Annotated in this window: 18 protein-coding genes and 1 tRNA gene; 8 read left to right on the forward strand and 11 right to left on the reverse strand. The window is 62.9% G+C overall.

Features of this window, described 5'->3' with window-relative positions; all coding sequences use genetic code 11:
• Positions 1–9: 9 nt before the first annotated feature.
• Both ACFQ2F_RS01970 and ACFQ2F_RS01975 read left to right on the forward strand, forming a co-directional pair.
• Entirely contained in the window at positions 10–2,340 is a 2,331-nt protein-coding gene (locus ACFQ2F_RS01970; RefSeq protein ID WP_379084928.1) for a glycoside hydrolase family 15 protein, read from the forward strand.
• Between the two features lie 180 nt (positions 2,341–2,520).
• Positions 2,521–4,863 (forward strand): FdhF/YdeP family oxidoreductase, encoded by a 2,343-nt coding sequence (locus ACFQ2F_RS01975; protein ID WP_379084931.1) that lies wholly within the window; start codon positions 2,521–2,523, stop codon positions 4,861–4,863.
• Here ACFQ2F_RS01975 and ACFQ2F_RS01980 read toward each other — a convergent pair.
• Positions 4,860–6,542: an acyl-CoA dehydrogenase family protein gene (locus ACFQ2F_RS01980; protein WP_379084934.1), complete on the reverse strand. Its 1,683-nt coding sequence runs from the start codon at positions 6,540–6,542 to the stop codon at positions 4,860–4,862. The genes ACFQ2F_RS01975 and ACFQ2F_RS01980 overlap by 4 nt on opposite strands.
• 19 nt (positions 6,543–6,561) lie before the next feature.
• Positions 6,562–7,347, reverse strand: a complete 786-nt coding sequence (locus tag ACFQ2F_RS01985; protein WP_379084937.1) for a hypothetical protein — start codon at positions 7,345–7,347, stop codon at positions 6,562–6,564.
• A 217-nt stretch (positions 7,348–7,564) separates the two neighbouring features.
• Here ACFQ2F_RS01985 and ACFQ2F_RS01990 point away from each other — a divergent pair, with 217 nt between their 5' ends.
• Together ACFQ2F_RS01990 and ACFQ2F_RS01995 are read left to right on the forward strand one after the other, a co-directional pair.
• Positions 7,565–7,789, forward strand: coding sequence for a hypothetical protein (locus ACFQ2F_RS01990; RefSeq protein WP_379084940.1), 225 nt, complete (start codon positions 7,565–7,567; stop codon positions 7,787–7,789).
• Between the two features lie 295 nt (positions 7,790–8,084).
• Positions 8,085–9,866: a tetratricopeptide repeat protein gene (locus tag ACFQ2F_RS01995; protein ID WP_379084943.1), complete on the forward strand. Its 1,782-nt coding sequence runs from the start codon at positions 8,085–8,087 to the stop codon at positions 9,864–9,866.
• 149 nt (positions 9,867–10,015) lie between these two features.
• Here ACFQ2F_RS01995 and ACFQ2F_RS02000 read toward each other — a convergent pair whose 3' ends face one another.
• Positions 10,016–10,606, reverse strand: a complete 591-nt coding sequence (locus ACFQ2F_RS02000; RefSeq protein WP_379084946.1) for a YcxB family protein — start codon at positions 10,604–10,606, stop codon at positions 10,016–10,018.
• 26 nt (positions 10,607–10,632) lie between these two features.
• Entirely contained in the window at positions 10,633–11,523 is an 891-nt protein-coding gene (locus tag ACFQ2F_RS02005) for an HpcH/HpaI aldolase/citrate lyase family protein (RefSeq protein WP_379084949.1), read from the reverse strand.
• A 262-nt stretch (positions 11,524–11,785) separates the two neighbouring features.
• Between ACFQ2F_RS02005 and sthA the strand changes: the two genes are divergently transcribed.
• Positions 11,786–13,204: a Si-specific NAD(P)(+) transhydrogenase gene (gene sthA, locus ACFQ2F_RS02010; protein ID WP_379084951.1), complete on the forward strand. Its 1,419-nt coding sequence runs from the start codon at positions 11,786–11,788 to the stop codon at positions 13,202–13,204.
• A gap of 9 nt (positions 13,205–13,213) precedes the next feature.
• On the opposite strand, the gene ACFQ2F_RS02015 is transcribed toward sthA, so the two are convergent.
• Entirely contained in the window at positions 13,214–14,110 is an 897-nt protein-coding gene (locus tag ACFQ2F_RS02015) for a LysR family transcriptional regulator (protein ID WP_379084954.1), read from the reverse strand.
• A gap of 114 nt (positions 14,111–14,224) precedes the next feature.
• Between ACFQ2F_RS02015 and ACFQ2F_RS02020 the strand changes: the two genes are divergently transcribed.
• Entirely contained in the window at positions 14,225–15,427 is a 1,203-nt protein-coding gene (locus ACFQ2F_RS02020; protein ID WP_379084957.1) for an MFS transporter, read from the forward strand.
• 18 nt (positions 15,428–15,445) lie between these two features.
• Here the strand turns inward: ACFQ2F_RS02020 and ACFQ2F_RS02025 are convergent, their stop codons facing one another.
• A complete protein-coding gene (locus ACFQ2F_RS02025; RefSeq protein WP_379084960.1) occupies positions 15,446–16,033 on the reverse strand; it encodes an NADPH-dependent FMN reductase in 588 nt (195 codons plus the stop codon).
• 184 nt (positions 16,034–16,217) lie between these two features.
• Between ACFQ2F_RS02025 and ACFQ2F_RS02030 the strand changes: the two genes are divergently transcribed.
• Positions 16,218–16,835, forward strand: a complete 618-nt coding sequence (locus ACFQ2F_RS02030; protein WP_379084963.1) for a methyltransferase family protein — start codon at positions 16,218–16,220, stop codon at positions 16,833–16,835.
• A 36-nt stretch (positions 16,836–16,871) separates the two neighbouring features.
• Here the strand turns inward: ACFQ2F_RS02030 and ACFQ2F_RS02035 are convergent, their stop codons facing one another.
• From ACFQ2F_RS02035 to ACFQ2F_RS02045, 3 genes are read right to left on the reverse strand one after another with little or no spacing between them, the layout of a single operon-like run.
• A complete protein-coding gene (locus ACFQ2F_RS02035; RefSeq protein WP_379084966.1) occupies positions 16,872–17,525 on the reverse strand; it encodes an FMN-dependent NADH-azoreductase in 654 nt (217 codons plus the stop codon).
• Positions 17,522–17,992, reverse strand: a complete 471-nt coding sequence (locus ACFQ2F_RS02040) for a GNAT family N-acetyltransferase (protein WP_379084969.1) — start codon at positions 17,990–17,992, stop codon at positions 17,522–17,524. Before ACFQ2F_RS02040 ends, ACFQ2F_RS02035 begins: the two co-directional genes overlap by 4 nt.
• Positions 17,989–18,465 (reverse strand): carboxymuconolactone decarboxylase family protein, encoded by a 477-nt coding sequence (locus ACFQ2F_RS02045; RefSeq protein ID WP_379084972.1) that lies wholly within the window; start codon positions 18,463–18,465, stop codon positions 17,989–17,991. Before ACFQ2F_RS02045 ends, ACFQ2F_RS02040 begins: the two co-directional genes overlap by 4 nt.
• A 66-nt stretch (positions 18,466–18,531) precedes the next feature.
• On the opposite strand from ACFQ2F_RS02045, the gene ACFQ2F_RS02050 reads away from it, so the two are divergent.
• Entirely contained in the window at positions 18,532–19,002 is a 471-nt protein-coding gene (locus tag ACFQ2F_RS02050; RefSeq protein WP_379084975.1) for a MarR family winged helix-turn-helix transcriptional regulator, read from the forward strand.
• A gap of 169 nt (positions 19,003–19,171) precedes the next feature.
• Here the strand turns inward: ACFQ2F_RS02050 and ACFQ2F_RS02055 are convergent.
• Together ACFQ2F_RS02055 and ACFQ2F_RS02060 are read right to left on the reverse strand one after the other, a co-directional pair.
• Positions 19,172–19,261 (reverse strand) — tRNA-Ser (locus ACFQ2F_RS02055).
• Positions 19,262–19,415: 154 nt separating this feature from the next.
• The gene (locus tag ACFQ2F_RS02060; protein ID WP_379084978.1) at positions 19,416–20,171 is read right to left on the reverse strand and encodes a hypothetical protein; all 756 of its coding nucleotides are present in this window, start codon (positions 20,169–20,171) and stop codon (positions 19,416–19,418) included.
• Positions 20,172–20,485: the final 314 nt, after the last annotated feature.

Consider the following 20,485-nt stretch of genomic DNA (forward strand, 5'->3'; position numbering starts at 1 on the left):
GGCTTTGCCATGAGCGGCGGAGAAGCATTCGGAGCGCCCGGCATTCCGCCGACCTGGGCGTCGAGCGACAAGGATTTCGTGACCACGTCGTTGGGCACCGCGCGGGTCTGGGCGAGCATCGGCCATGGCAATGTCAACGAGATCTACTGGCCCTCGACGGGCCGCCCGGAGATCCGCGATTTCGGCTTCTACCTGATTGGCGATGGGCGCTGGGTCGATCTCAAGCGGGTCTGCAAATACACGCTGTCCAAGCCCAAGCCTTCCCTGCCGCTGCTGACCGTCACCCATACGGGCGACGACTACCGGCTGACCCTCGAAGTGCTTCCTGACCCCCATCGCGACGTTCTGCTTGTCCGCTACGACCTCGAGGGGCCGTATCGGCTGGGCATCATCGCAGCACCCCATCTGGGAGAGAGCGGCTACGACAACGATGCCTGGGTGGAGGGCGGCTTGCTCTATGCCTCGATCCCGGGCCGTGCAGTCTGCATCGGCGCGGATTCGCCTCTCGAAGATCAGAGCGTCGGTTTCGTCGGCGCCTCGGACGGTTGGCAGGATCTCAACGCCCATAGCCGCTTCACCTTCGGTTTCACGAGCGCACGCCGCGGCAATATCGCCATGTCGGCCTCGCTGGCCCAACCGAACGGCGTGATTGCGCTGGGCATCGCGCCCCATGCAACGGGCGCGCGGACGCTTGCCATGTCGTCGCTCGCGCAAGGCTATGACAGCGTGCGCGAGACGTTCCTGGCCCAGTGGGAGGATTGGGGCAGCAAGCTCAGCCTGCCCGCGCCGGAGGCGGGACTGGCCGAGGAGGCGCTGACCACGGCCACGGTACTGCGCGCCCACGAAGACCGTATGTTCCCGGGCGCCGTGGTCGCTTCCATGAGCACGCCTTGGGGCAACTCCACCAACACGCTCGGCGGCTATCATCTGGTTTGGCCGCGGGATGCGACGCTCGCGGCCTTCGCGCTGCTCGCCGCCAACCAAGCGGAAGACGCACGGCGCATGCTCGCCCACATGATCGGCGTGCAGCAGCCCGATGGCCACTGGACCCAGAACTACTTCCCCGACGGGGTGCCCTTCTGGACCGGCATTCAGCTCGACGAGGCGGCCTTCCCCGTGCTGCTGGCGGCGAAGCTTCGCGAGGGCGGGCATCCGGACCTGCCGGGGACCACGGAGATGGTGCGGCGCGCCATCGCCTTCATCGCCAAGAATGGGCCCCAGAGCGATCAGGACCGCTGGGAGGAAAATCCCGGCATCAGCGCCTTCACCATCCCGGTGCTGATCTCCGCCTTGGTTGCGGCCGCGCCGTGGCTCGAAGGTCAGGATCAGGCCTATGCCCTCGATCTCGCCGACGACTGGAACGAGCGGATCGAGGAGTGGTGCTACGTGACCGGCACCCCCATGGCCGAAAAGATCGGCGTCGACGGGTATTACGTGCGCATCGCGCCGCCAGAGATGGATGGCGGAGTGACCGGCACGCTCACCTTACGCAACCGGGACGGCGAGACGATCCGGGCCTGTGCGCTGGTCGCGCTGGACTTCTCCTATCTGGTGCGGCTGGGCTTGCGGCAGGCGACGGACCCGCGGGTGCAGAACACCATCAAGGTGGTCGATCAGGTGCTCAAAGTTGATACGCCGTCGGGCCCGGTCTATCGCCGCTATAACGAGGACGGCTACGGGGAGCATGACGACGGCTCGCCCTATGACGGCGACGGTGTGGGCCGCGCCTGGCCGTTGCTCACCGGCGAGCGCGGGCATCTGGCGCTGCAGGCCGGCGAGGACCCGATCGAATATCTGAAGACCATGCGGAATTGCGCCAGTCCCGGCGGGCTGCTGCCGGAGCAAGTCTGGGATGCGCCAGCGATCCCCGAGCATCATCTCGTCCCGGGCCGGCCGTCGGGCAGCGCCATGCCGCTGGTCTGGAGCCATGCGGAGTTTCTGAAGCTGCTGATCGCGCGCCAGGCGGGTCGGCCTGTGGAGCTGCTGCAGGCTGTGGCCAAGCGCTATGGCGCGGCCGCGCCCAAAGCTAAATACATCCGCTGGCGGAACGAGGTGCCGGTGCCTTCGCTCTGCACGGGCAGGGCACTCCTGATCGAGGACCGCCAGCCCTTCACGCTGCATTTCGGCTGGGACGGCTGGCAGGATGTCGGCGACGTGCCGGCCCAGCAGCTGCCCTTCGGCCTGTGGGGCGTGGCGATCGAGCCGAGCCGCTATGAAGGCCGCAAAGCGCTGAACTTCACCCGCCGCTACACGAGCGGTTGGGAAGGCCAGAACCACACAGTCGAGATCGCCGCTACGGAAGAGCAGCGGACGCTTAAGCATGTGGGGAAGGTGGGCTGATCGGGCCTGCTTCAGTCACAAAAAATGTCTGAAGCCTCGAGCATGCGTTTTTGTTGGACGGGAATCCCATCTCGGCCCCCACCGCAAAAGCGGAACCATGCCCCCGCCAGGCGCCTATATCTTGAGTGCACAACCCAGGGGTGACGCGGTTTCCGGTCGCCCTCATGCGGGAAGCTCAAGATGGCCAAACAAAAGCCACGCGAAAAATCGCGCGTTCGGATCGCTCCCTATGACGGCCCGGTGGGCGGCTGGGGCTCGCTGAAGGGCGTGACCGAGATCATGTGGCGCGAGGCCGTCCCTCTGTCGGACTGGCCATCTCTCCTCAAGCAAAACAAGTCGGACGGGTTCGCCTGCGTGAGCTGTTCCTACGGGCGGCCGGACGAGCCGGGCCTGTTCGAGATCTGCGAGAACGGCGCGAAGGCGACCGCCTGGGAAATCACGGACAAGCGCTGCGGGCCCGACTTCTTCGCCGAGCATACGGTGGCGGAGCTGGAGAGCTGGTCGGACCTCGAGCTGGAAGAGCAGGGCCGGCTGACCGAGCCCATGCGCTGGGATGCGGACAGCGACAAGTATGTGCCGTGTTCTTGGGACGAAGCGTTCGAAGGCATCGCATCCGAGCTGAGGGCGCTGGAGCCCGAAGAGACCGTCTTCTACACCTCCGGGCGCGCCTCGCTGGAAGCCTCCTACATGTATCAGCTGCTCGCGCGGCTCTACGGCAACAACAACCTGCCCGACAGCTCCAACATGTGCCACGAGAGCACGTCGGTGGCGTTGCCCCAGACCATCGGCCAGGCGGTCGGCACGGTGAAGATCGAGGACTTCAAGCACACAGAGTGCGTGATGTTCTTCGGCCAGAATGTGGGGGTGAACAGCCCGCGCATGCTGCACCAGCTCGAAGCCGTGCGGAAACGGGACGTGCCGATCCTGTCGTTCAATCCGCTCTTCGAGCGGGGGCTGGAGCGCTTCACCAATCCGGCCTCGCCCATCAAGATGCTGACCGGGGCCGAGACCCAGATCAGCACCCAGTATCATCAGCTGAAACCCGGCGGCGATCTGGCGACCCTGGTCGGCATGACGAAGACGCTGTTCGCCATGGACCAAGAGGCGAAGGCGGAAGGCCGGGAGCGCATCCTCGATACGGACTTCATCGAGAAACACACTCACGGTTTCGATGAGTTCACCGCCGCCATGGACCAGTTCCTCTGGCGGGATATCGAATCCGCTTCCGGTCTGACGCGGGCGGATATCGAGGCCGCGGCCAAGGTCTACGGTCAGGCGGACGCCGTGATCGCCTGCTACGGCATGGGGTTGACCCAGCACCGCTCCGGCGTGCTGGCGATCCAGATGCTCAGCAATCTTCTGCTGCTGTGCGGCAATATCGGCAAGCCCGGCGCCGGCATCTTCCCTGTGCGCGGCCATTCCAACGTGCAAGGGCAGCGCACGGTCGGGATTACCGAGAAGCCGAAGCTGGCGCCGCTCGACAAGTTCGCCGAGCAATTCGGATTCGAGCCACCCCGTGAGAAGGGACGCGATACGGTCGAGGCCTGCCAAGGCGTGCGGGACGGGAGCGTGAAGGCGTTCGTTTCGCTCGGCGGCAATTTCATCCGCGCGATTCCCGAGACGGAGATCATGGAGCGGGCCTGGCGCGACATGAAACTGACGGTGCAGATCATCACCAAGCTCAATCGCGGCGCCATCGTGCACGGGAAGACTGCTTACCTCTTGCCCTGTCTCGGGCGGATCGAGCTGGACCGGCAGAAGTCAGGTATCCAGTTCGTCACCGTGGAGGATACGACCGGGCGATATCACGCGAGCTACGGCTATTCGGAACCGGCCAGCGAGCATCTGCTCTCGGAGCCGGCCATCGTGGCGGGGATGGCGAAAGCGTTGCTGCCGGAGAACCCCAAGGTCGATTGGGATGGCTGGGTCGCCGACTACGCCAAGGTGCGCGATGCGATCGCGACGAGCTATCCGGAGATCTTCCACGACTTCAACACCCGCATCAAAGAGAACCCTAAGGGCTTCGACCGGCCGCTGCCGGCACGGGAGCGCGAGTGGGAGACGCCGACGGGGAAGGCCAACTTCATCTCGCCGCGGAGCCTTTCCGAAGATCCCGACCTCCCGGCCACGCGGCTGGGAGTTCTCACCCTCATCACGCTCCGCAGCAACGACCAGTTCAACACCACGGTCTACGGGCTGGACGACCGGCTGCGCGGTATCGACGGCACGCGCATGGTCCTCCTGATGAACGAGGCGGATATGGAAGAGTGGGAGCTCAACGAGGGTGACGAGATCGACCTGCATGGTGCGGCGGCCGACAACGTTCCCCGCGTGGTGCGCGGCTTGCGGGTCGTGAAATACAACATCCCGCAAGGCGCCTGCGGCGGCTATTACCCGGAATGCAATCCCCTGTTGCCGCTCTGGCATCACGCCAAGGGCAGCAACGTGCCGGCGGCGAAATCCATCCCCGTGCGCATCGTGAAGCGGGAGGGGGAGAGCGATAGTTTGCCGCTCATTGCTTAGCGGGCAAGAACGCTGCTCATGATCGCATCGAACTGCGCGAGCCGCGGGTCCGGCTCTGCGCTGGGGACGGAGTCGGGCGCAAACGTCGTGCGGTAATAGGCATCGCAGACGGGGAGCAGCGCATTCTCGCCGGTCTCGCCCAGCTCCCAGGCTACGTGCTCGCAGAGCAGCGCGTAGCAGAGAACATCGCTCATGCTGTGCAGGAAGCTGTCGGCTGATGCTTCCTTGGCGGCATCGTCTGCCGATTGCAGCTTTGTGAGCGACTCGGCGATCCCTTTACGCAAATCCTTCAACCGCTCCTTCTCGCGCGCCATCTCATCGGGCAGCGCCGCTTCGATGGCTTCGAGCTTGCCCGTGAAGAGTTGTGCGCCCGGGACCTTGCCGGCGATGAGGCGGAGGAGCTCCAGGGCCTGGATCTGCTCCGGCCCTTCCCAGACGGGCAGCACCATCACGTCGCGATAGAGCCGCGCGATCGGATAATCCTCGGTGTAGCCGTTGCCGCCGATGAGCCCGAGCGCCTTCTGAACGCACCAGACCGCCTGCTCCGCCGTCTTGTATTTCGCGAGCGCCGTGACGAGGCGCGACCAGAGCCAGGCTGCGTCATCGTCCGTGCCCCAGGCTGCATCGAAGCTCTTGGCCGTTTCGAAGGCGAGCAGGGTGCCGGCGATCCATTGGGTGGCGATCTCCAGCAACCGCTTACGGACCAGGGCGTGGTCGATGAGCTTTTTCCCGAAGGTCTGCCGGGTCTCGGCCCAGCTCATCGCCTCCATCAGCGCCCGGCGCATGACGCCCGCGGCGGCCATGGCGTTATGGGCGCGGGAGCAGCCGAGCGCCGCCATCATCACCCGCAGACCCTCGGGCGGCGGCGCCACCTCGTAGGCCAGCGCGCCGTCGAGCCGGACCTCACCGGTGGCAAGCGCCCGGGTGCCGATCTTCTCCTTCAGATGGGTGATCTCGTAGGCGTTGGGCGTCTCCCAGTCGCCGTCGATATGGCTGGGGATGAGATAGAGGCCGAGCCCCTTGCCGCCGTCCGGCGCGCCTTGTGCCCTCGCGGTCGCGAGCGCCAGGCCGGAGCCGGCATTGGAGGTGAACCATTTCTGGCCCGTGAGCCGGACCGTGCCTTCGCTCTCGGGCGCGGCCTTCGTCTGGGTCTCGCCCACGTCGCTGCCGCTATGCTTCTCGGTCGCCCAGGTGCCACCGCTCTTGGTCTGGCCGTCGGTGCGGGTCAGCTCAGGGAGAAACTTCTCGCGCACAGCGTCGGGCGCGTAGGCCGCCACGATCAGGGCGACGGGGTGGGTCATGGCGAAAGGGCAGCCGATGGAGATATCGGCTTGGGAGACCAGATATTGCCCGATCAGGGGCCAGAGCTGAGAGGCGGACGTCTGCTCGTCGAAGACGTCGGCAATGAAGCCCCGCGCATAGACCTCCTGATGGCAAGCCTCATAGCGCGGGTTGAGAAAGATGGCTCCGCGCCGCTCCCCAGGATGGGCCGGATCGACGGGCACATTCTTCCAGACCGGCGGATGAATCCGATCGCTATAGGCGGCTTGTTCCTCCAGCTCGCCGGCGCAAAACGCCCCGAAGCTCTCCAGCTCCTCCGCGCGGGCCTCCAGCAGCTCCGGTGCGATCCGGCGGAGGATGGATTGGGTGAAGAGGTCTTTGGCGGGGTCGGGGCGCATCGCCTCTCTTGGTACTCCGCTACATCATGAAACTGCCACGGTCGGCATAGCCCTTGGGGCGAACCATCAATGATGCAACTCGATCGAGGCGATCTTTGCGACAGTTGAAGGTCCAATCTCGACCGGTATCGTTTCCAACCTGAAGCCAAGCTCCGTTTCGACGTTCAAGCCAGCCTGAAGCAAACAAGTCGCCGGCATGAAAGCCGGCATTCGCGCACTGAATCCATCGTTCTCCGTCTGATTCTGGCCAAAAGGCAACATGGATGGAGAGTTCATCGAATCCAATATCGCGGACTGAAGCGATGGCCGGTATGCCGTCGGTAGTGAATCGGTAGATGTACGTCTCGTCATGCTCAGCCCCGGGCCAGCGGTTGTCGCGGGGAAGCACTGTGAAGAGCCGCTGCTCTATTCCAGCGTTGCTCGCGGAGACCATTGCGTTTCGCCAAGCGCGCTTACGTTTGGACTTTGCGTAGTCCACCCGCTCAAAACCAGGCGATATCGTACGTACTATGCCGGGGCAGCCCTCGATGGGAAGGGCATCAAAGTCAAAGGAAGAGTTCGTCAGAGAGGGGCTCGAAGAGATCGTTCTGAGACGCTGCAAAAAGGCGTTCGCATCAAGCAGCACATAGTCAGGATCTACCGGATCAACGCTAGACATCCTCGTTATCAGTGCCGCGTGACTCTTGCAGTCACAAGCTGCCGCAAGAGCCTCGGTTAGATGGGTTGATTTCTCATCCGGAAAGTAAGCTGTAAGAGTTCGCTTTACGTACTTGAGCGCGGGCTCGGTCAGAGGAATGGCAGTCATTGAATCTACCCTTCATATCGACGGCTGATGTCCGCAGATTACTCATCGCCGGGATAGAAAGGGCGACCCACATTGAATCTATCTTCTTTGACTCTGCGGCAAGTCTGGCGAGATGGCCGGGAGTTCATTTAGGCATTCCATCGACTCCCTTCAAGGAACCTCCCCGCGCCCGTCCGAATTCCCCTTATCCCCCAGAGAGATAAGAGGAGGATACGCCATGGCTTTCCATATGGAGCGACACGAGGGAAGGGCGGACCCTTCCGTTCTACTGACTTGGCGGTTTCGCCATAGCCTCGGACGGCGGAAGCCGATGATGCCGGGGCCGCGCTCGGAGCCTGCGCGGGAGCCCGCCTTCCGCCATTGGCGCTGGAACCGTCAGGCGGCGAGCAAGGCCAAGGTGCCGATCAAACAGGTGATCGCCCATCCGAGCCGCCTGGGATAAGGGCGACACGCTGAAGTTTGCAGAGCGCCGCTTTGGGTCCGGTCCAGTGAGACCGGGCCGGGCGGCGTTTTTTGTGCGGGGGCTCAGCCCACCAAGGCTTTGCCTTCGGCGGCCTGAACGCCGTGCTCGTGTTCGGCCCGAACCTGGCTTAGGCGCTACTTCCCCACATCGCTGTTTCCCCACGTAACGGCGCTGCCATTCGCCATCCTTCATGAGCTGCCGCCGAGTCTCTAGACCAGCGCCGTGTGCTCTTGTATTTCAAAAGATACAATCTGCGGTTTCAGGGGCGGTGGTTATGCGTGTTGGGATTTTAGCCCTTTTGGGGCTCTTGGCGGGTGCGCTGCCGGCGCTGGCGGACGAACGGGCGGACTGCAATCAGCGCGGCAATTGGGACGCGAAGCTCGCCGCCTGTTCGGCGCTGCTCAAGACCGATCCTAACGACGTCGACGCCCTGATCGAGCGGGGCATCGCCCGCACGGAATCCAGCGACTTCGACGGCGCGCTCGCCGACCTCAACAAGGCCATTGAACGCGAGCCTAAATCGGCCCGTGCTTATACCCATCGAGGGCATGCTTATCAGCGGCATCGCCGCTTTGACGAGGCCTTGGCCGACGTCAATAAGGCCATCGAACTGGATCCCAATTCAATCAGCGCCCTTGGTTACAGGGCCGCGACCCATGTGATTATGGGCGACGTCAATATGGGCGCCGCCGATGCCGAGCGGACACTGCAGATCGATCCGAACTCGGCGCTGGCCCATCACGTGCTTGGTATGGCCTACAGCGGAAAGGGCGACCAGGATCGAGCGCTAGAGGAGTACTCGAAGGCCATTGAGCTGGATCCAAACTTTGCGCCGTCGTTCGTCAATCGAGGAGCAGTTTACAATAGGAAGGGCGATCCTGACGCGGCGTTGCGCGATCTCTCAAAGGGGATTGCACTCAGTCCCGGCCTCGCTGGGGCTTATGTCAATCGCTCTTCTTCATACTTAAAGAAGGGAGAGTTTGAGGCAGCACTGGCTGATCTCGACAAGGCTATCGCGCTCGATCCGCAATGGGCCGCTCTCTATACGCGCCGCGGTGAATTCTTTACGAAGCAGGGAAAACTCGATAGGGCCCTAGCGGATTTCGACAAGGTTGTTGAGCTTAGTCAAAGGCCGGAGGAGGCATACTCACGTCGTGGTCGTGCCTATCGTCTAAACGGTCAGTTTGAGCGCGCAATTGCCGACTACTCCAAGCTGATCGAGCTCAATCCCAAAAATGCAAAAGCCTATGCCGAGAGAGGTTCTGTCTATTCGGAACAAGGGAAAACGGATCTGGCGAAAGATGATTATGACAAGGCCATTGAACTCGATCCAAAGTTTGTCTCTATCTACACTGAGCGCGCTAATGTCTATGTGCGAAAAGGGCAGCTTTCCCGCGCTATTGCCGAATACACCACAGCCCTGAAGATTGCGCCTGAAAACCCTGATACTTATCGAGCGCGCGGCGGCTGCTATCGGAAGAATGGGCAGCTCGACCTGGCAATCGCGGATTTCAATAAATCCATCTCATTGAGTCAGGGCAACACATTTGCCTATTTGAGCCGAGCTAACGCCTATCAAGAGAAAGGCCAGTTTTCGCGCGCTATCGCGGACTACTCCAAATTCATCTCTATGAACCCCGAGGACTCTGGACCGTATCACAATCGGGCGGTGGCTTACTCTCGCAAGGGGATGCACTCCAAGGCGATTGCCGACTTCACAATGGCCATCAAATTCAACCCGAAAGATGGACAGGCCTATTTCAACCGGGCGGCAACTCATCAGAATCTTAAGCACTGGTCTCTTGCTCTTGCCGACTATGCCAAGGCCATCCGGTTGGGCCATCGGAAGTTCGATGCCTACTTCAACCGAGGAGACATCTATCTCAATATGAGAGAAGAGAGGTCCGCAGTTGCCAACTACACTGAGGCCATTGCTTTGAACCCGAAAGACTACCTTGCTTATGAGCGCCGTTCTTTTGCGTATGACAGGATGGGGAACCTTTGGAAGGGTGCTGCAGATGCCTGGACGGCCGGCAAGTTGAAAAAGCGCCGCTAGGTAAAAGCCTGCCTCCGGTTGCTCACGACTTCCCCAAACGCCTCCGCCAAGAATGCGTGCCCGTCCGCGCCCTGCTAGTCGCCGTGGGCCATGATCACGCCCTCCGCGGGCCAGCTTAGGACCTTGTCCTGCGCGACGCGGGCCGGCGCTTACGCCTCCGATTTCACGAAGCCGAAGCGGGGCTTTTCGGGAACGCCGGCCGCGCGTAGATGCCCGACGATGTCTGCGAATTGCGCAGGCGAAAGCGCCCGCTTCGGGATGGCGTGGAAGAGATTGCCCGCCTGATAGAGGAGCAGGGTCTGCGGCCCGTCCAGCCAGCAATGGAAGATCGTCCAGGGCATCTCGTTGGCGCCGACCTGGCTCCGCGTCCTGATCGCCTCTTCGTCCCATGCGACCTGATGCTCGCCGCCGAGCGCCTTGTGCTCGCGATAGATCTTGCGGGCGCGACGGGGCGTGATGACGTAGCCGATGGCGAACCCGCCAATGGTGACGACTAGGCCCACCAGCACGGCGCCGGCGATCTGTCCCGGCGGTGTCGGCGCGCCCCAGTTCATCAGATAGACGAGGCCGATATAGAACACGCCGATGCAGCCGGCGAACTTTAGAAAGGTCTGCCAGCTCGCGGAGCCGGACCACCACGCCATGTGGGCGGCGACCATGTCGTCTTCGGTGTATTGAAAGCGGACGGCGTCTTCGGCCTGCTCCGCCTGCGGCTTATCGGTCGTCGATGTGTCGGTCATTGGCGATTCCTCCCTCGCCGCGGACCTTACCCCACCAAAGCTTCGCGGTCTGCGATCTGCTCGGCGATATCGACGGTGCGCTCGGCCATGGTGAGGTGGAGGCGCTCGACCATCTGGCCCTCCACCACGATCACCCCTTCGTTCTCGTTCTCGGGCTTCCGGAAGGCCTCGATGATCTTGCGGGACCATTCGACCTCGGAAGCCGACGGGGTGAAGACCTCGTTGCAGGGGCCGACCTGGCTCGGATGGATCAGGGTCTTGCCGTCCATGCCGAGGCTGCTGCCGCGTTCGCATTCCTCGCGCAGGCCCTCGGTGTCGTTGAAGTCGTTATAGACGCCGTCGAGGATATCGAGCTTGTAGGCGCGGGCGGCGACCAGGGTCATGGCGAGCCAGGGGACCACGGCGAAGCGGTCGTAATGGGCGTGGGCCCGGGATTCGCGGATCAGGTCGTTGGTGCCCATGACCAGGCAGCACAGCCGGTTGTCCTCATAGACGGCGGTGGCGGCGATGGTGCGTGCGTTCAGGATGGCCATGGGCGTCTCCATCATGGCCCACAGCCGAACCTTTTCCGGGGCGTTGCAGCTCTGCAGGATCTTGGCGGCGGAGATGATGTCGCCGGAATGGATGACCTTGGGCACGAGGATGGCGTCGGGCGCCGCCTCGCAGGCCGCGTGCAGATCGTCGGTCCCCCAGGGGGTCTCGAGCGCATTCACCCGGATCACGGTCTCGTGGCCCTCGTAGCCACCTTCCTTCACCGCGGCGCAGACCTGATCGCGGGCCTCGGCCTTGGAATCGGGGGCGACGGAATCCTCCAGATCGAAGATCAGCGCATCGGCGGGGATGGTTTTCGCCTTCTCGAGGGCGCGCTTGTTGGAGCCTGGCATATAGAGTGCGCTACGGCGCGGACGACCGTGCATGTTTTTCCTCCATTGCTGTTTCTGGGAGTGCCGTTCCTGCATTCGCGGGTTTGTTGCGGCGCAACATAGCCCGGCTTCGGCCGGCGGGAAACCAAAGCGTGTCCGGACCGGCCGTAAATAGTGTCACAGCCTGTAGCGGCTCATTTCACAGCGTCCGGGCCAAAAAGAGCGAAGTCAAAACCTCAAGCCACTTGTTTCGCGGTTGCACAATGCTGCAAGCTTCGAGCGAGGGAGGAACGGCGTCTAACCGTTTCGGGGGATTATGGACAAGGTTGATATGCTGGTGATCGGCAGCGGGCCTGCTGGTCGGCGCGCGGCTGTGCAAGCGGCGAAATTCGGCAAATCGGTATTGGTGGTGGACCGGGGCCGGCGCCTCGGCGGCGTCTCTGTGCATACGGGCACGATCCCGTCCAAGACTTTGCGGGAAACGGTGCTGAACCTATCCGGCTGGCGGGAGCGGGGCTTCTACGGCCGCGCCTACCGGGTGAAGCAGGACATCACGGCGGTGGACCTGACCGAGCGGCTCCACAAGACGCTGGATCACGAGGTGGAGGTGCTGGAGCACCAGTTCATGCGCAACATGGTGGCCTTCGCCCTGGCCGAGGCGCGATTCGTAGCCCCCAACACGGTCGAGCTGAAGACCGATACGGACGAGCTCTCCCGCGTCGAATTCGACAAATGCGTGATCTGCGTGGGTACCAAGCCTTATCGCCCCGACCATGTACCCTTCGACGGGAGCCGCGTCTTCGATAGCGACGAGATCTTGGAGATCGACCGGCTGCCGCGTTCGCTGACGGTGATCGGCGGCGGGGTGATCGGGGTGGAATACGCCACCATCTTCTCGGCGCTCGACGTGCCGGTGACGCTGATCGAAGGGCGCGACACGATCCTCGATTTCATCGACAAGGAGGTGGTGGCCGATTTCGTCCATCAGATGCGCGATCGCGGCATGGTGGTGCGGCTGGGTGCGGCGGTGAAGGAGATCACCAAGTCCGAGCGCGGCGTCCAGGTGGCTCTGGAGGATGGGCGGAAGGTGAACACCGAATGCCTACTGTTCGCCGCGGGGCGCTCGGGCAGCGTCGGCAGCCTCAATCTCGGGGCACTGGGGCTGGAGGCGGACAAGCGCGGGCGGCTTAAGGTCGATCCGGACACGTTTCAAACGGACTTGCCGAACATCTATGCGGCGGGCGACATCATCGGCTTTCCGAGCCTAGCGTCGACGTCCATGGAACAGGGGCGGCTCGCCGCCTGCCACGCCTTCGACATGCCAGCTTCGCCGCCGCCGGAAGCCTTCCCCTACGGCATCTACGCGGTGCCGGAGATCTCCACCGTTGGGCAGTCCGAAGAAGAGGTGCGGGAGAGCGGCGTGGCCTACGAGTGCGGCGTGGCGCGCTTTCGAGAGACCAGCCGCGGCCACATCATGGGGGTGAACTCAGGCTTCCTGAAGTTGATCTTCGCGCTCGATACGCGCCGGCTGCTCGGCGCCCACATCATCGGCGAAGGCGCCACGAAGCTGATCCATATCGGCCAGGCGGTGATCAACCTGAAAGGCACGGTCGACTTCTTCGTGGAGAACACCTTCAACTATCCGACGCTGGCGGAAGCCTACAAGGTGGCCGGGCTCGACGCCTGGAACCGCATGGGGCAAGCGGCTGCGGAGGTCGCGGTGGTTGATGGTTGAGCCGATTCCTTACCTCGAGCCTTCCGCAAACAGGTTCTCCGCCACGAAATCGACGAAGAGGCGGAGCTTCGGTGAGATGTGACGGCTCGTGGGCCAGAGGATGCGGAACGTGCCACCATGGTCGACGAATTTATCCAACACGGTGACCACGGCGCCCTCCGCGATCGCAGTACGCACGGCGAAATCGGGCAGACAGGCTATACCTAAGCCGCTCTTTGCCATCTCGATCAACGGCTCGATGACGGTGGACACGGCCGTTGCTGGAATGCTGGACATGTCCGATCCGGCCGCGTCCCGCAAGGGCCAGTCCTCCAGCTTGCCAGTGCTGGGATAGCGGTGCCGCAGGCAGCGGTGGGCGGCGAGATCGGAAGGTGCTTGCGGCGTTGCATGCTCGGCGAAATAGGCGGGGGCGCCCACGAGCCGGTAGCGGAATTCGCCGAGCTTTCGCGTCATCAACCTCGAATCGCTGACCTCGCCGGTGCGGATCACCGCGTCGAAGCCTTCCTCGATCACGTCGGTCAGGCGGTCGGTGAAATCCAGGTCGAGCGTGATCGAGGGCCATTTCTGCATGAAGGCGGACAGGGTCGGCATCAACAGCATGCCCACCAGTGGCAGGCTCACGCGCAGCACCCCACGCGGGTCTTCCCGGCTCTGGGAGAGCTCGAGCTCAGCGGCTTCTATCTCGCCCAGGATGCGGCGGCAGCGTTCCAGAAACAGGCGGCCTTCCGGCGTCAAGCTGACGGCCCGTGTCGAGCGATGGAACAGCCGGACGCCGAGACGATGCTCTAGGCGCGCGATCGCTTTGCCCACGGCCGAGGAGGAGATGCCAAGTTGTCGGCCTGCAGCTGTGAAGCTGAGGGTATCTGCGGCCTGAACGAAGACGTTGAGTGCACTGACACTATCCATGTCGCGGCACGATAGCGGACATAAATGTCCGAAGTCATCGGAATTTTAGCCTCTTTCTCCTCAGTTGCGCCGTTGGCATGTCTGGCGGCAGCGCAACTGCAGACCGAGGATTCCATGACTTCAGCCTTGCCCGCCGACCGTTTCGCATCATCTGCTGACGACCGGCTTCCCTGGTCCGGCCTTTTGGCGCTGGCGCTGGCGGCCTTCATCACGATTCTAACTGAGGCGCTGCCTGCTGGCCTGCTGCCCCAGATCAGCCGTGGCCTCGGCGTTTCCGAAGCGGCGGCAGGCCAATTGGTCACGCTGTATGCGGTTGGCTCCCTGCTGGCCGCGATCCCGCTGACGCTCCTGACCCAAGGTGTGCGCCGCCGTCCGCTGCTCTTGACGGCGATTGGCGGGTTCCTGATCGCCAATTCGGTCACTGCCGTCTCAGAGAGTTATGGCGTGACGCTGGTGGCGCGCTTTCTGGCCGGCGTTTCGGCGGGGCTGCTCTGGGCGCTGGTGGCCGGCTATGCGGCGCGCATGGCACCGGAGCACCTCAAGGGGAGAGCCATCGCCGTGGCCATGGTTGGGACGCCGCTGGCGCTTTCCTTCGGCGTGCCGGCGGGTACGTTCCTTGGAGCCATCATTGGCTGGCGCGCCTGCTTCGGCATGATGAGCGGTCTGACCGTCATTCTGATCGTTTGGGTGCTGGCGGCGGTGCCGGATTTTGCGGGTCAGTCTGCGGGTACGCGGACGCCGCTGAAGAGCGTCTTCACGCGGCCCGGCATCCGACCCGTGCTGTTCGTCACGCTCGGCTTCGTTCTCGCCCACAACATCCTCTACACCTATATCGCGCCATTTCTCGCCGAGGCCGGCATGGTTGACCGGACGGATCTGGTGCTCCTCGTCTTCGGAATCGCATCGCTGTTCAGCATCTGGATCGTCGGGGTGCTGATCGACAGGCTGCTGCGTGAGCTGACCTTGATCAGCACCGCGCTCTTCGGCGCCTCGGCGGTGGCGTTATGGATATGGGGTGACGTGCCGGCAGTGGTCTATGGCGCTGCAGCCGTCTGGGGACTTGCTTTCGGCGGCTGCGCCACGTTGTTTCAGACCGCCAGCGCCAAAACTGCGGGACCGGCGGCGGATCTTGCCCAGGCGATGTTGGTGACAGTCTGGAACTCGGCGATCGCCGCCGCAGGCGTCTTCGGTGGATTGCTGCTCGCCCGTTTCGACGTTGGAGCCTTTCCGCCCAGTCTGCTGGTCCTGCTCCTCGCGACCTTCGTGATTACGCTGGTCTCCCACCGGCACGGCTTCCCTCGCCACCATTGGGCCTGAGCTCCCGATCAGCGGATCTTAGTACGGCAATGGCCTCTTCTCCCGATGGGCCTTGGCGGCCTCGGCCCACCAGGTGAGGTCGTCGGCGAATTGGGGGAAGGAGTCTTCCAGCGCCTCGCCGCCCTCGCCTTGGGGCTGGCCGTTTTCGGTGAGCGTCTGGCCGATCTGTCCGACGTTGATGGTAGTGGGCACCACGGGCATGCCCATCTCGTTCAGGGTCACATGCCAGGCCATGCTGGCGCGGGCGCCGGCGATCCTGCCGGCGGAATAGCTTGCGATGGCGGCGGGCCGGCCGAACCATTCCTCCAGATAGTGATCGGTCAGGTTCTTCAGACCAGGCTGCACGCCCCAGTTATATTCGCCGGTGACGAAGACGAAGCCGTCGGCGGCGCGGATCTTCTGGGCCAGGGTCTCCATGGCGTCCGGGGCTTCGCCTGACTCGTATTCCTTGTACATGCGGTCGAGCATCGGGAGGTTCACCTCCTTCGCATCGATCAGCTCCACGTCGTGGCCACGCTCAACGAGCTGGCTGATGAGATAGCGGGCGAGGCGGATGCCCATCCGGTCGGAGCGATACGAGCCATAGAAGACGAGAAGAGAGAGCATGGGGACCTCGGCGGAAGTGCTTATGCAGATCCATAGACGCGGGCGGCAGATATTGTTCCGCAACGACTTCGAATGGAAGGGAAGTCCTAGAAGTCATGTGCGGCAGCGCCGCAGCGGGCGGGCGAAGAATTGCCGTATTTGCCCCTGACGGATGATCGCCTCCCCCAGTCGCCGAAGGCATCCCATGCGCTCCAACGCCGCCAACAAGCCCGCCAATCAAAAAGCCCGTATCCGGCTGCTCCAGTTCGGGGCGGCACTGTTTCTCGTCGGTTTCATGGCGATACAGCCTGTCTTCTCCCATGACGGCAGCGATACGATCGAATGCATCGGCGTGTCGCTCGTGCTGCTCTGCGTGGCCGGGCGGGCGTGGAGTTCGCTTTATATCGGCGACAAGAAGAACCGCGAGCTGGTGACGGCGGGGCCTTATTCCATGACCCGCAATCCGCTCTACTTCTTCTCCATGCTTGGTGCCGTCGGCATCGGACTGTTCGCCGGATCGTTGGTGCTCGCCGGCCTCCTGGGGTGCCTCACCTACCTCATTCTGACGACGACCGCGGTCAAGGAGGCGATCCATCTCGACAGCCTGTTCGGCGAAAGCTACCGCGACTACGAGGGGCGGACTCCGGAGTTTTGGCCGCGACCCATGCTCTACAGCGACGCCGAGCAGGTCACGTTCTCGCCCGATGCTTTGAAGCGCACGGTTCTGGACGGCCTGCTGTTCATCGTGGCGCTGCCTGCGATCGAATTGCTCGAGGTGGTGAAGGAGTCCGGGTACATGTCGGCCGGATTCACGCTGTTGTAGAACTTGTCGTCGCGTTCGGATGTCTGGGCGTATCCGCTACTGTCGGCTGGGGAGCCCCCGAGTCTGGCGTAGGATGGGTGCCACGTGTCCCACAATGGCGTCGAGTTTCTCCGCTGCGACCCGTTCGGCGGCTTCCGCCTCTGTCTGCCACCTGCTTAAGCCCTCCATGAGGAGAATAGCGACATCGTGAATCCCGATCGTCGCGAAGATGTGGCGCAGGTAGGGTGTCGCGAAGTCGGAATTGCTAGGCGGGGGACCGGTGAGGCATCCGCCGCAGGCCACGATCAGGACGACAGGACGGTCCGCGAGCATTCCGAGCTTGCCATCGGGCGTAAGGCGAAATGTCCGGCCCGGGCAGACGACCATGTCGATCCACGCCTTGAGCACGGCAGGGACCGTGAAATTGTGGATCGGCATGTCGAGCACGACCGCGGCGGCGGTCTCGAGCTCACGAATGAGCGTTTCTGAGGTCTCAAGTGTCTGTTGACTGCCAGGCGAGCGTAAGCCGTCCGGGCGGAGGCTAGCTTCGACGAAACCACTATCTGGGAACGGCGGCGGCGAAATAGCCAAATCGCGGCGCGTCACTTCACCGGGCGCCGCGGCTTGCAGTCTCTCGACCAGAATGGAGCCAATCTTCCGGCTATGCGATCTTGTCCCGCGTGGGCTGGCGCTGACATGGAGAATGCTCATCGCTTTTCTCCTCTCTCCTTGTCGAGAAGAAGAAAGGAAAACTTCAGGGCCCGGGCGAGCAACCCTTCGCGGAAGTAGAAGCGATGGCCTAGAGCGTTGGAGAGTGGGGTGTCGAGGATCAGGCGCTCAAATCCGAGGCGGCGGCCTTCGGCCTTCAGGCGATCCATAAGCAGCCGACCGGCTCCGCCGCCCCTGTTTTCGGCGTCGGTCACGAGATCGTCGACATAGAGATGGGGCCCGAAGATGAGGTTTTCCTGAACCCTGAAGCCTGCCAGAGCGACCGGCTTACGGTCATCCCAAAGGGCGAGCAGCCGGTAGCCGGCGCTGCGTTGTCGTCTCCACCGCTCAACGAACTCGTCCTCACACGATAGATGCGGCCGCAGCTGACGCATCACGGGGAAGCATTGCGCGACCTCTTCCTCCGTCTCGGCGAAGCGCAGATCGCAACGCTCAATTCGGGGCATCATACGTTTGCCGTCTGCCGGACCGGCGGCGGGAAGCAGAGCCCGATGGCAATGCGGTTCCAGGCGTTGATCGCGCCGACCGTGACCGTCAGGAGAGTAGCGTCCCGCTCGCCAAGCGTTTCGCGAAGGTTCGCCCATTCGGCGTCGGACGCAGCGTCGTCCTTCAGCCGCGTCAGCGCCTCCGCCCAACGCAAGGCAGCCCTCTCGCGCTCGGAGAAGATGCCCGCATCACGCCACGCTGCCACGAGCCCGAGCTTCGTCTCATCGATCCCGAGTTTCCGTGCGATGTTGAGGTGAAGCTGGATGCAGAATGCGCAGCCGTTGATTTGAGATACACGAAGCTTCACGAGCTCCGTGAGCTCTTTCTCTAGCCCTCCCTCATCAACGGACCTGCCGAGCGCGACCAGGGCATCGTGGGCCGAAGGCTGGGTCGTTCTGAAGGTCTCGTAGGTGGACCTGCTCGAATTGTCGGGCATCAGTGGCCTTTCGCTATTTCATGAGGCAATATAAGAACACGAACATAATATAAGAACTCTGACATTATGGACAAGCCACAGTCTGGAAACCGCCCGCTCGTTCCGGCGCCCGGCGAGGGTAAGCGCGGCGAAGACGGGTATATCGGTTATCTGTTGAGGCAGGCGGCGAACGCGTATGAGACTCATCTTTCGCGGATACTGCGCGATCTGGCGGTCACGCCGCCGCAGTTTTCCGTGATGACGATGATCGCCGCCTATCCCGGGGTCTCGAATGCCGACATTGCCCGGCTAACATTTCTAACGCCCCAGACGGTGAGCGTGATCATCGGCAATCTGATGAAGGCCGGCGTCGTTGCACGGCGGCCTCATGCGATTCACGGGCGTATCCAGCAGCTCGAATTGACCGAAAGCGGGAAAAAGCTGCTGGATGCGGCGAAAGCGCGGGTCAAGGCCGTCGATGCCGAGTTGATCCAGGACCTCAGCAGCGCGGACGAAAAGGTCCTGAGGCGCTGGCTTACCAGCGCTTCTTCCAGGTGATCCCGTCGGGGCCATGACCGAAGCGAATCGGCGTGAGCTCAAAGATGGTGGAGAGGGAGGGCTTCGAACCCCATAGGTGCTGCTTCGCAGCGCCGTCATTCAAAACGAATCCGAGGGTTCGACTTTCCAAACTGGGCAGAGACGATCGGCGTCTATCGGCAAATCAGAATGGCGGAGAGGGAGGGATTCGAACCCTCGGAACGCTTGCGCGCTCAACGGTTTTCGAGACCGCCCCGTTCGACCACTCCGGCACCTCTCCGTCTTAGGGCGCGTATAGCTGATATAGGGTCGTTCGCGCGGAGGGGCCTTGTAACGTTTGTGGGTTTTCCCCGCAAGATGGGGATTGCCGGTCCGGCCCGGGTCTTCGCGACCGACATGCGTGCCCGGCGCTGCCTACGAATCTCTGCGCTTGGCTAATATCCCAGCGCGTCGGCGAAGCGGCGGAAATGCTCGTCGTAATAGTCTTGCGCGCGGGGCGCCAGTGCGCCGTAGGGATCGCGCTCCCTGAAGGCCCCTGTGGACTGGCCCGGCAGTCTCTTCATCCCCGCGGGTGAGGCCTTCTGAAGCGCGCGGACGAATTGCGGCCTCGTGTCCAGGCGAAGAAACTTGGCAATCTCCATGAAATAATCGGGATCGTCGGTCGCGAACAGATCTTCGCAGCGGACCCGCCGGAAATCGTCCCGGTCGAAGCAATCTGCGAAGGAGGCCTGCCGCTGGTACAAGCCTTCGAAGTGGATCATGGCAACGATCTGGCGCTCGGCTTCGTCGTCGGTCGCGTTCAAGGCTGCTGTCAGCGACATGCCGCCGAGATGGGGCTGGGACTTCTTGATCGCCCAGTCCTCGACGCCGGGGAGATGGTATTTGACCGCGCTCAGGATGAAGCTCGCCGGATGGCGGGTGAAAACGAGGAAGCGCGCGTCGTCGATTTCCAGGAGGCCGTTCCGCTCCAGGACGCGAAGGCCAAAGTTCCGGCACCGGACATTCACCGGGACCCCAGCAACATCGTGGTTGGGGATCGTGTCGGCTGCCGGCGGCTGCACGCTCTCCACGAAGCGGGTCCCCCGATCGTGGCGGTGAACCTTCATGGTGTAGTTGTTCCCGCATTTGTGGAACAGGATGAAGAGGTTCAGCACGGCCGGCGCGGCTCCCCAAAGCTCGATTTCAACCAAACGCTCATTCGGCGCGGGCATGCGCCGGCGGTGAGACCGTCCGATCGCCAATGGATTAGCTGTCCCTGATGCGAGAGCAAGGGCTAATGTGAGGGGCACCGACCGCATGCATCCGACATCTACTCTGCCGGCCGCTTGGGCACCTGGCGGTTCCAGGGCCGAACAGCAATTGACATCTTGGATGCGTCTTCTATATTCCGCGCCGATCCGGCCCTTGGCCCGCGGTTTCGCGGCAAGCGGCCTTTTTGTGTCGCTCCAGCTATCGACGGGGGTGACGCGAGGCGCGGCCGGCCCCATATCAATCGCGAGATAAG

This window comes from Methyloligella solikamskensis (assembly GCF_042676065.1).
Lineage (GTDB): Bacteria > Pseudomonadota > Alphaproteobacteria > Rhizobiales > Methyloligellaceae > Methyloligella > Methyloligella solikamskensis.

Excerpts from the sequence above, each read along its gene's own strand:
- ACFQ2F_RS01970 (WP_379084928.1), top strand. The coding sequence starts at position 10 with ATGAGCGGCGGAGAAGCATTCGGAGCGCCCGGCATTCCGCCGACCTGG.
- ACFQ2F_RS01975 (WP_379084931.1), top strand. The coding sequence starts at position 2,521 with ATGGCCAAACAAAAGCCACGCGAAAAATCGCGCGTTCGGATCGCTCCC.
- ACFQ2F_RS01980 (WP_379084934.1), bottom strand. The coding sequence starts at position 6,542 with ATGCGCCCCGACCCCGCCAAAGACCTCTTCACCCAATCCATCCTCCGC.
- ACFQ2F_RS01985 (WP_379084937.1), bottom strand. The coding sequence starts at position 7,347 with ATGACTGCCATTCCTCTGACCGAGCCCGCGCTCAAGTACGTAAAGCGA.
- ACFQ2F_RS01990 (WP_379084940.1), top strand. The coding sequence starts at position 7,565 with ATGGCTTTCCATATGGAGCGACACGAGGGAAGGGCGGACCCTTCCGTT.
- ACFQ2F_RS01995 (WP_379084943.1), top strand. The coding sequence starts at position 8,085 with ATGCGTGTTGGGATTTTAGCCCTTTTGGGGCTCTTGGCGGGTGCGCTG.
- ACFQ2F_RS02000 (WP_379084946.1), bottom strand. The coding sequence starts at position 10,606 with ATGACCGACACATCGACGACCGATAAGCCGCAGGCGGAGCAGGCCGAA.
- ACFQ2F_RS02005 (WP_379084949.1), bottom strand. The coding sequence starts at position 11,523 with ATGCACGGTCGTCCGCGCCGTAGCGCACTCTATATGCCAGGCTCCAAC.
- sthA (WP_379084951.1), top strand. The coding sequence starts at position 11,786 with ATGGACAAGGTTGATATGCTGGTGATCGGCAGCGGGCCTGCTGGTCGG.
- ACFQ2F_RS02015 (WP_379084954.1), bottom strand. The coding sequence starts at position 14,110 with ATGGATAGTGTCAGTGCACTCAACGTCTTCGTTCAGGCCGCAGATACC.
- ACFQ2F_RS02020 (WP_379084957.1), top strand. The coding sequence starts at position 14,225 with ATGACTTCAGCCTTGCCCGCCGACCGTTTCGCATCATCTGCTGACGAC.
- ACFQ2F_RS02025 (WP_379084960.1), bottom strand. The coding sequence starts at position 16,033 with ATGCTCTCTCTTCTCGTCTTCTATGGCTCGTATCGCTCCGACCGGATG.
- ACFQ2F_RS02030 (WP_379084963.1), top strand. The coding sequence starts at position 16,218 with ATGCGCTCCAACGCCGCCAACAAGCCCGCCAATCAAAAAGCCCGTATC.
- ACFQ2F_RS02035 (WP_379084966.1), bottom strand. The coding sequence starts at position 17,525 with ATGAGCATTCTCCATGTCAGCGCCAGCCCACGCGGGACAAGATCGCAT.
- ACFQ2F_RS02040 (WP_379084969.1), bottom strand. The coding sequence starts at position 17,992 with ATGATGCCCCGAATTGAGCGTTGCGATCTGCGCTTCGCCGAGACGGAG.
- ACFQ2F_RS02045 (WP_379084972.1), bottom strand. The coding sequence starts at position 18,465 with ATGCCCGACAATTCGAGCAGGTCCACCTACGAGACCTTCAGAACGACC.
- ACFQ2F_RS02050 (WP_379084975.1), top strand. The coding sequence starts at position 18,532 with ATGGACAAGCCACAGTCTGGAAACCGCCCGCTCGTTCCGGCGCCCGGC.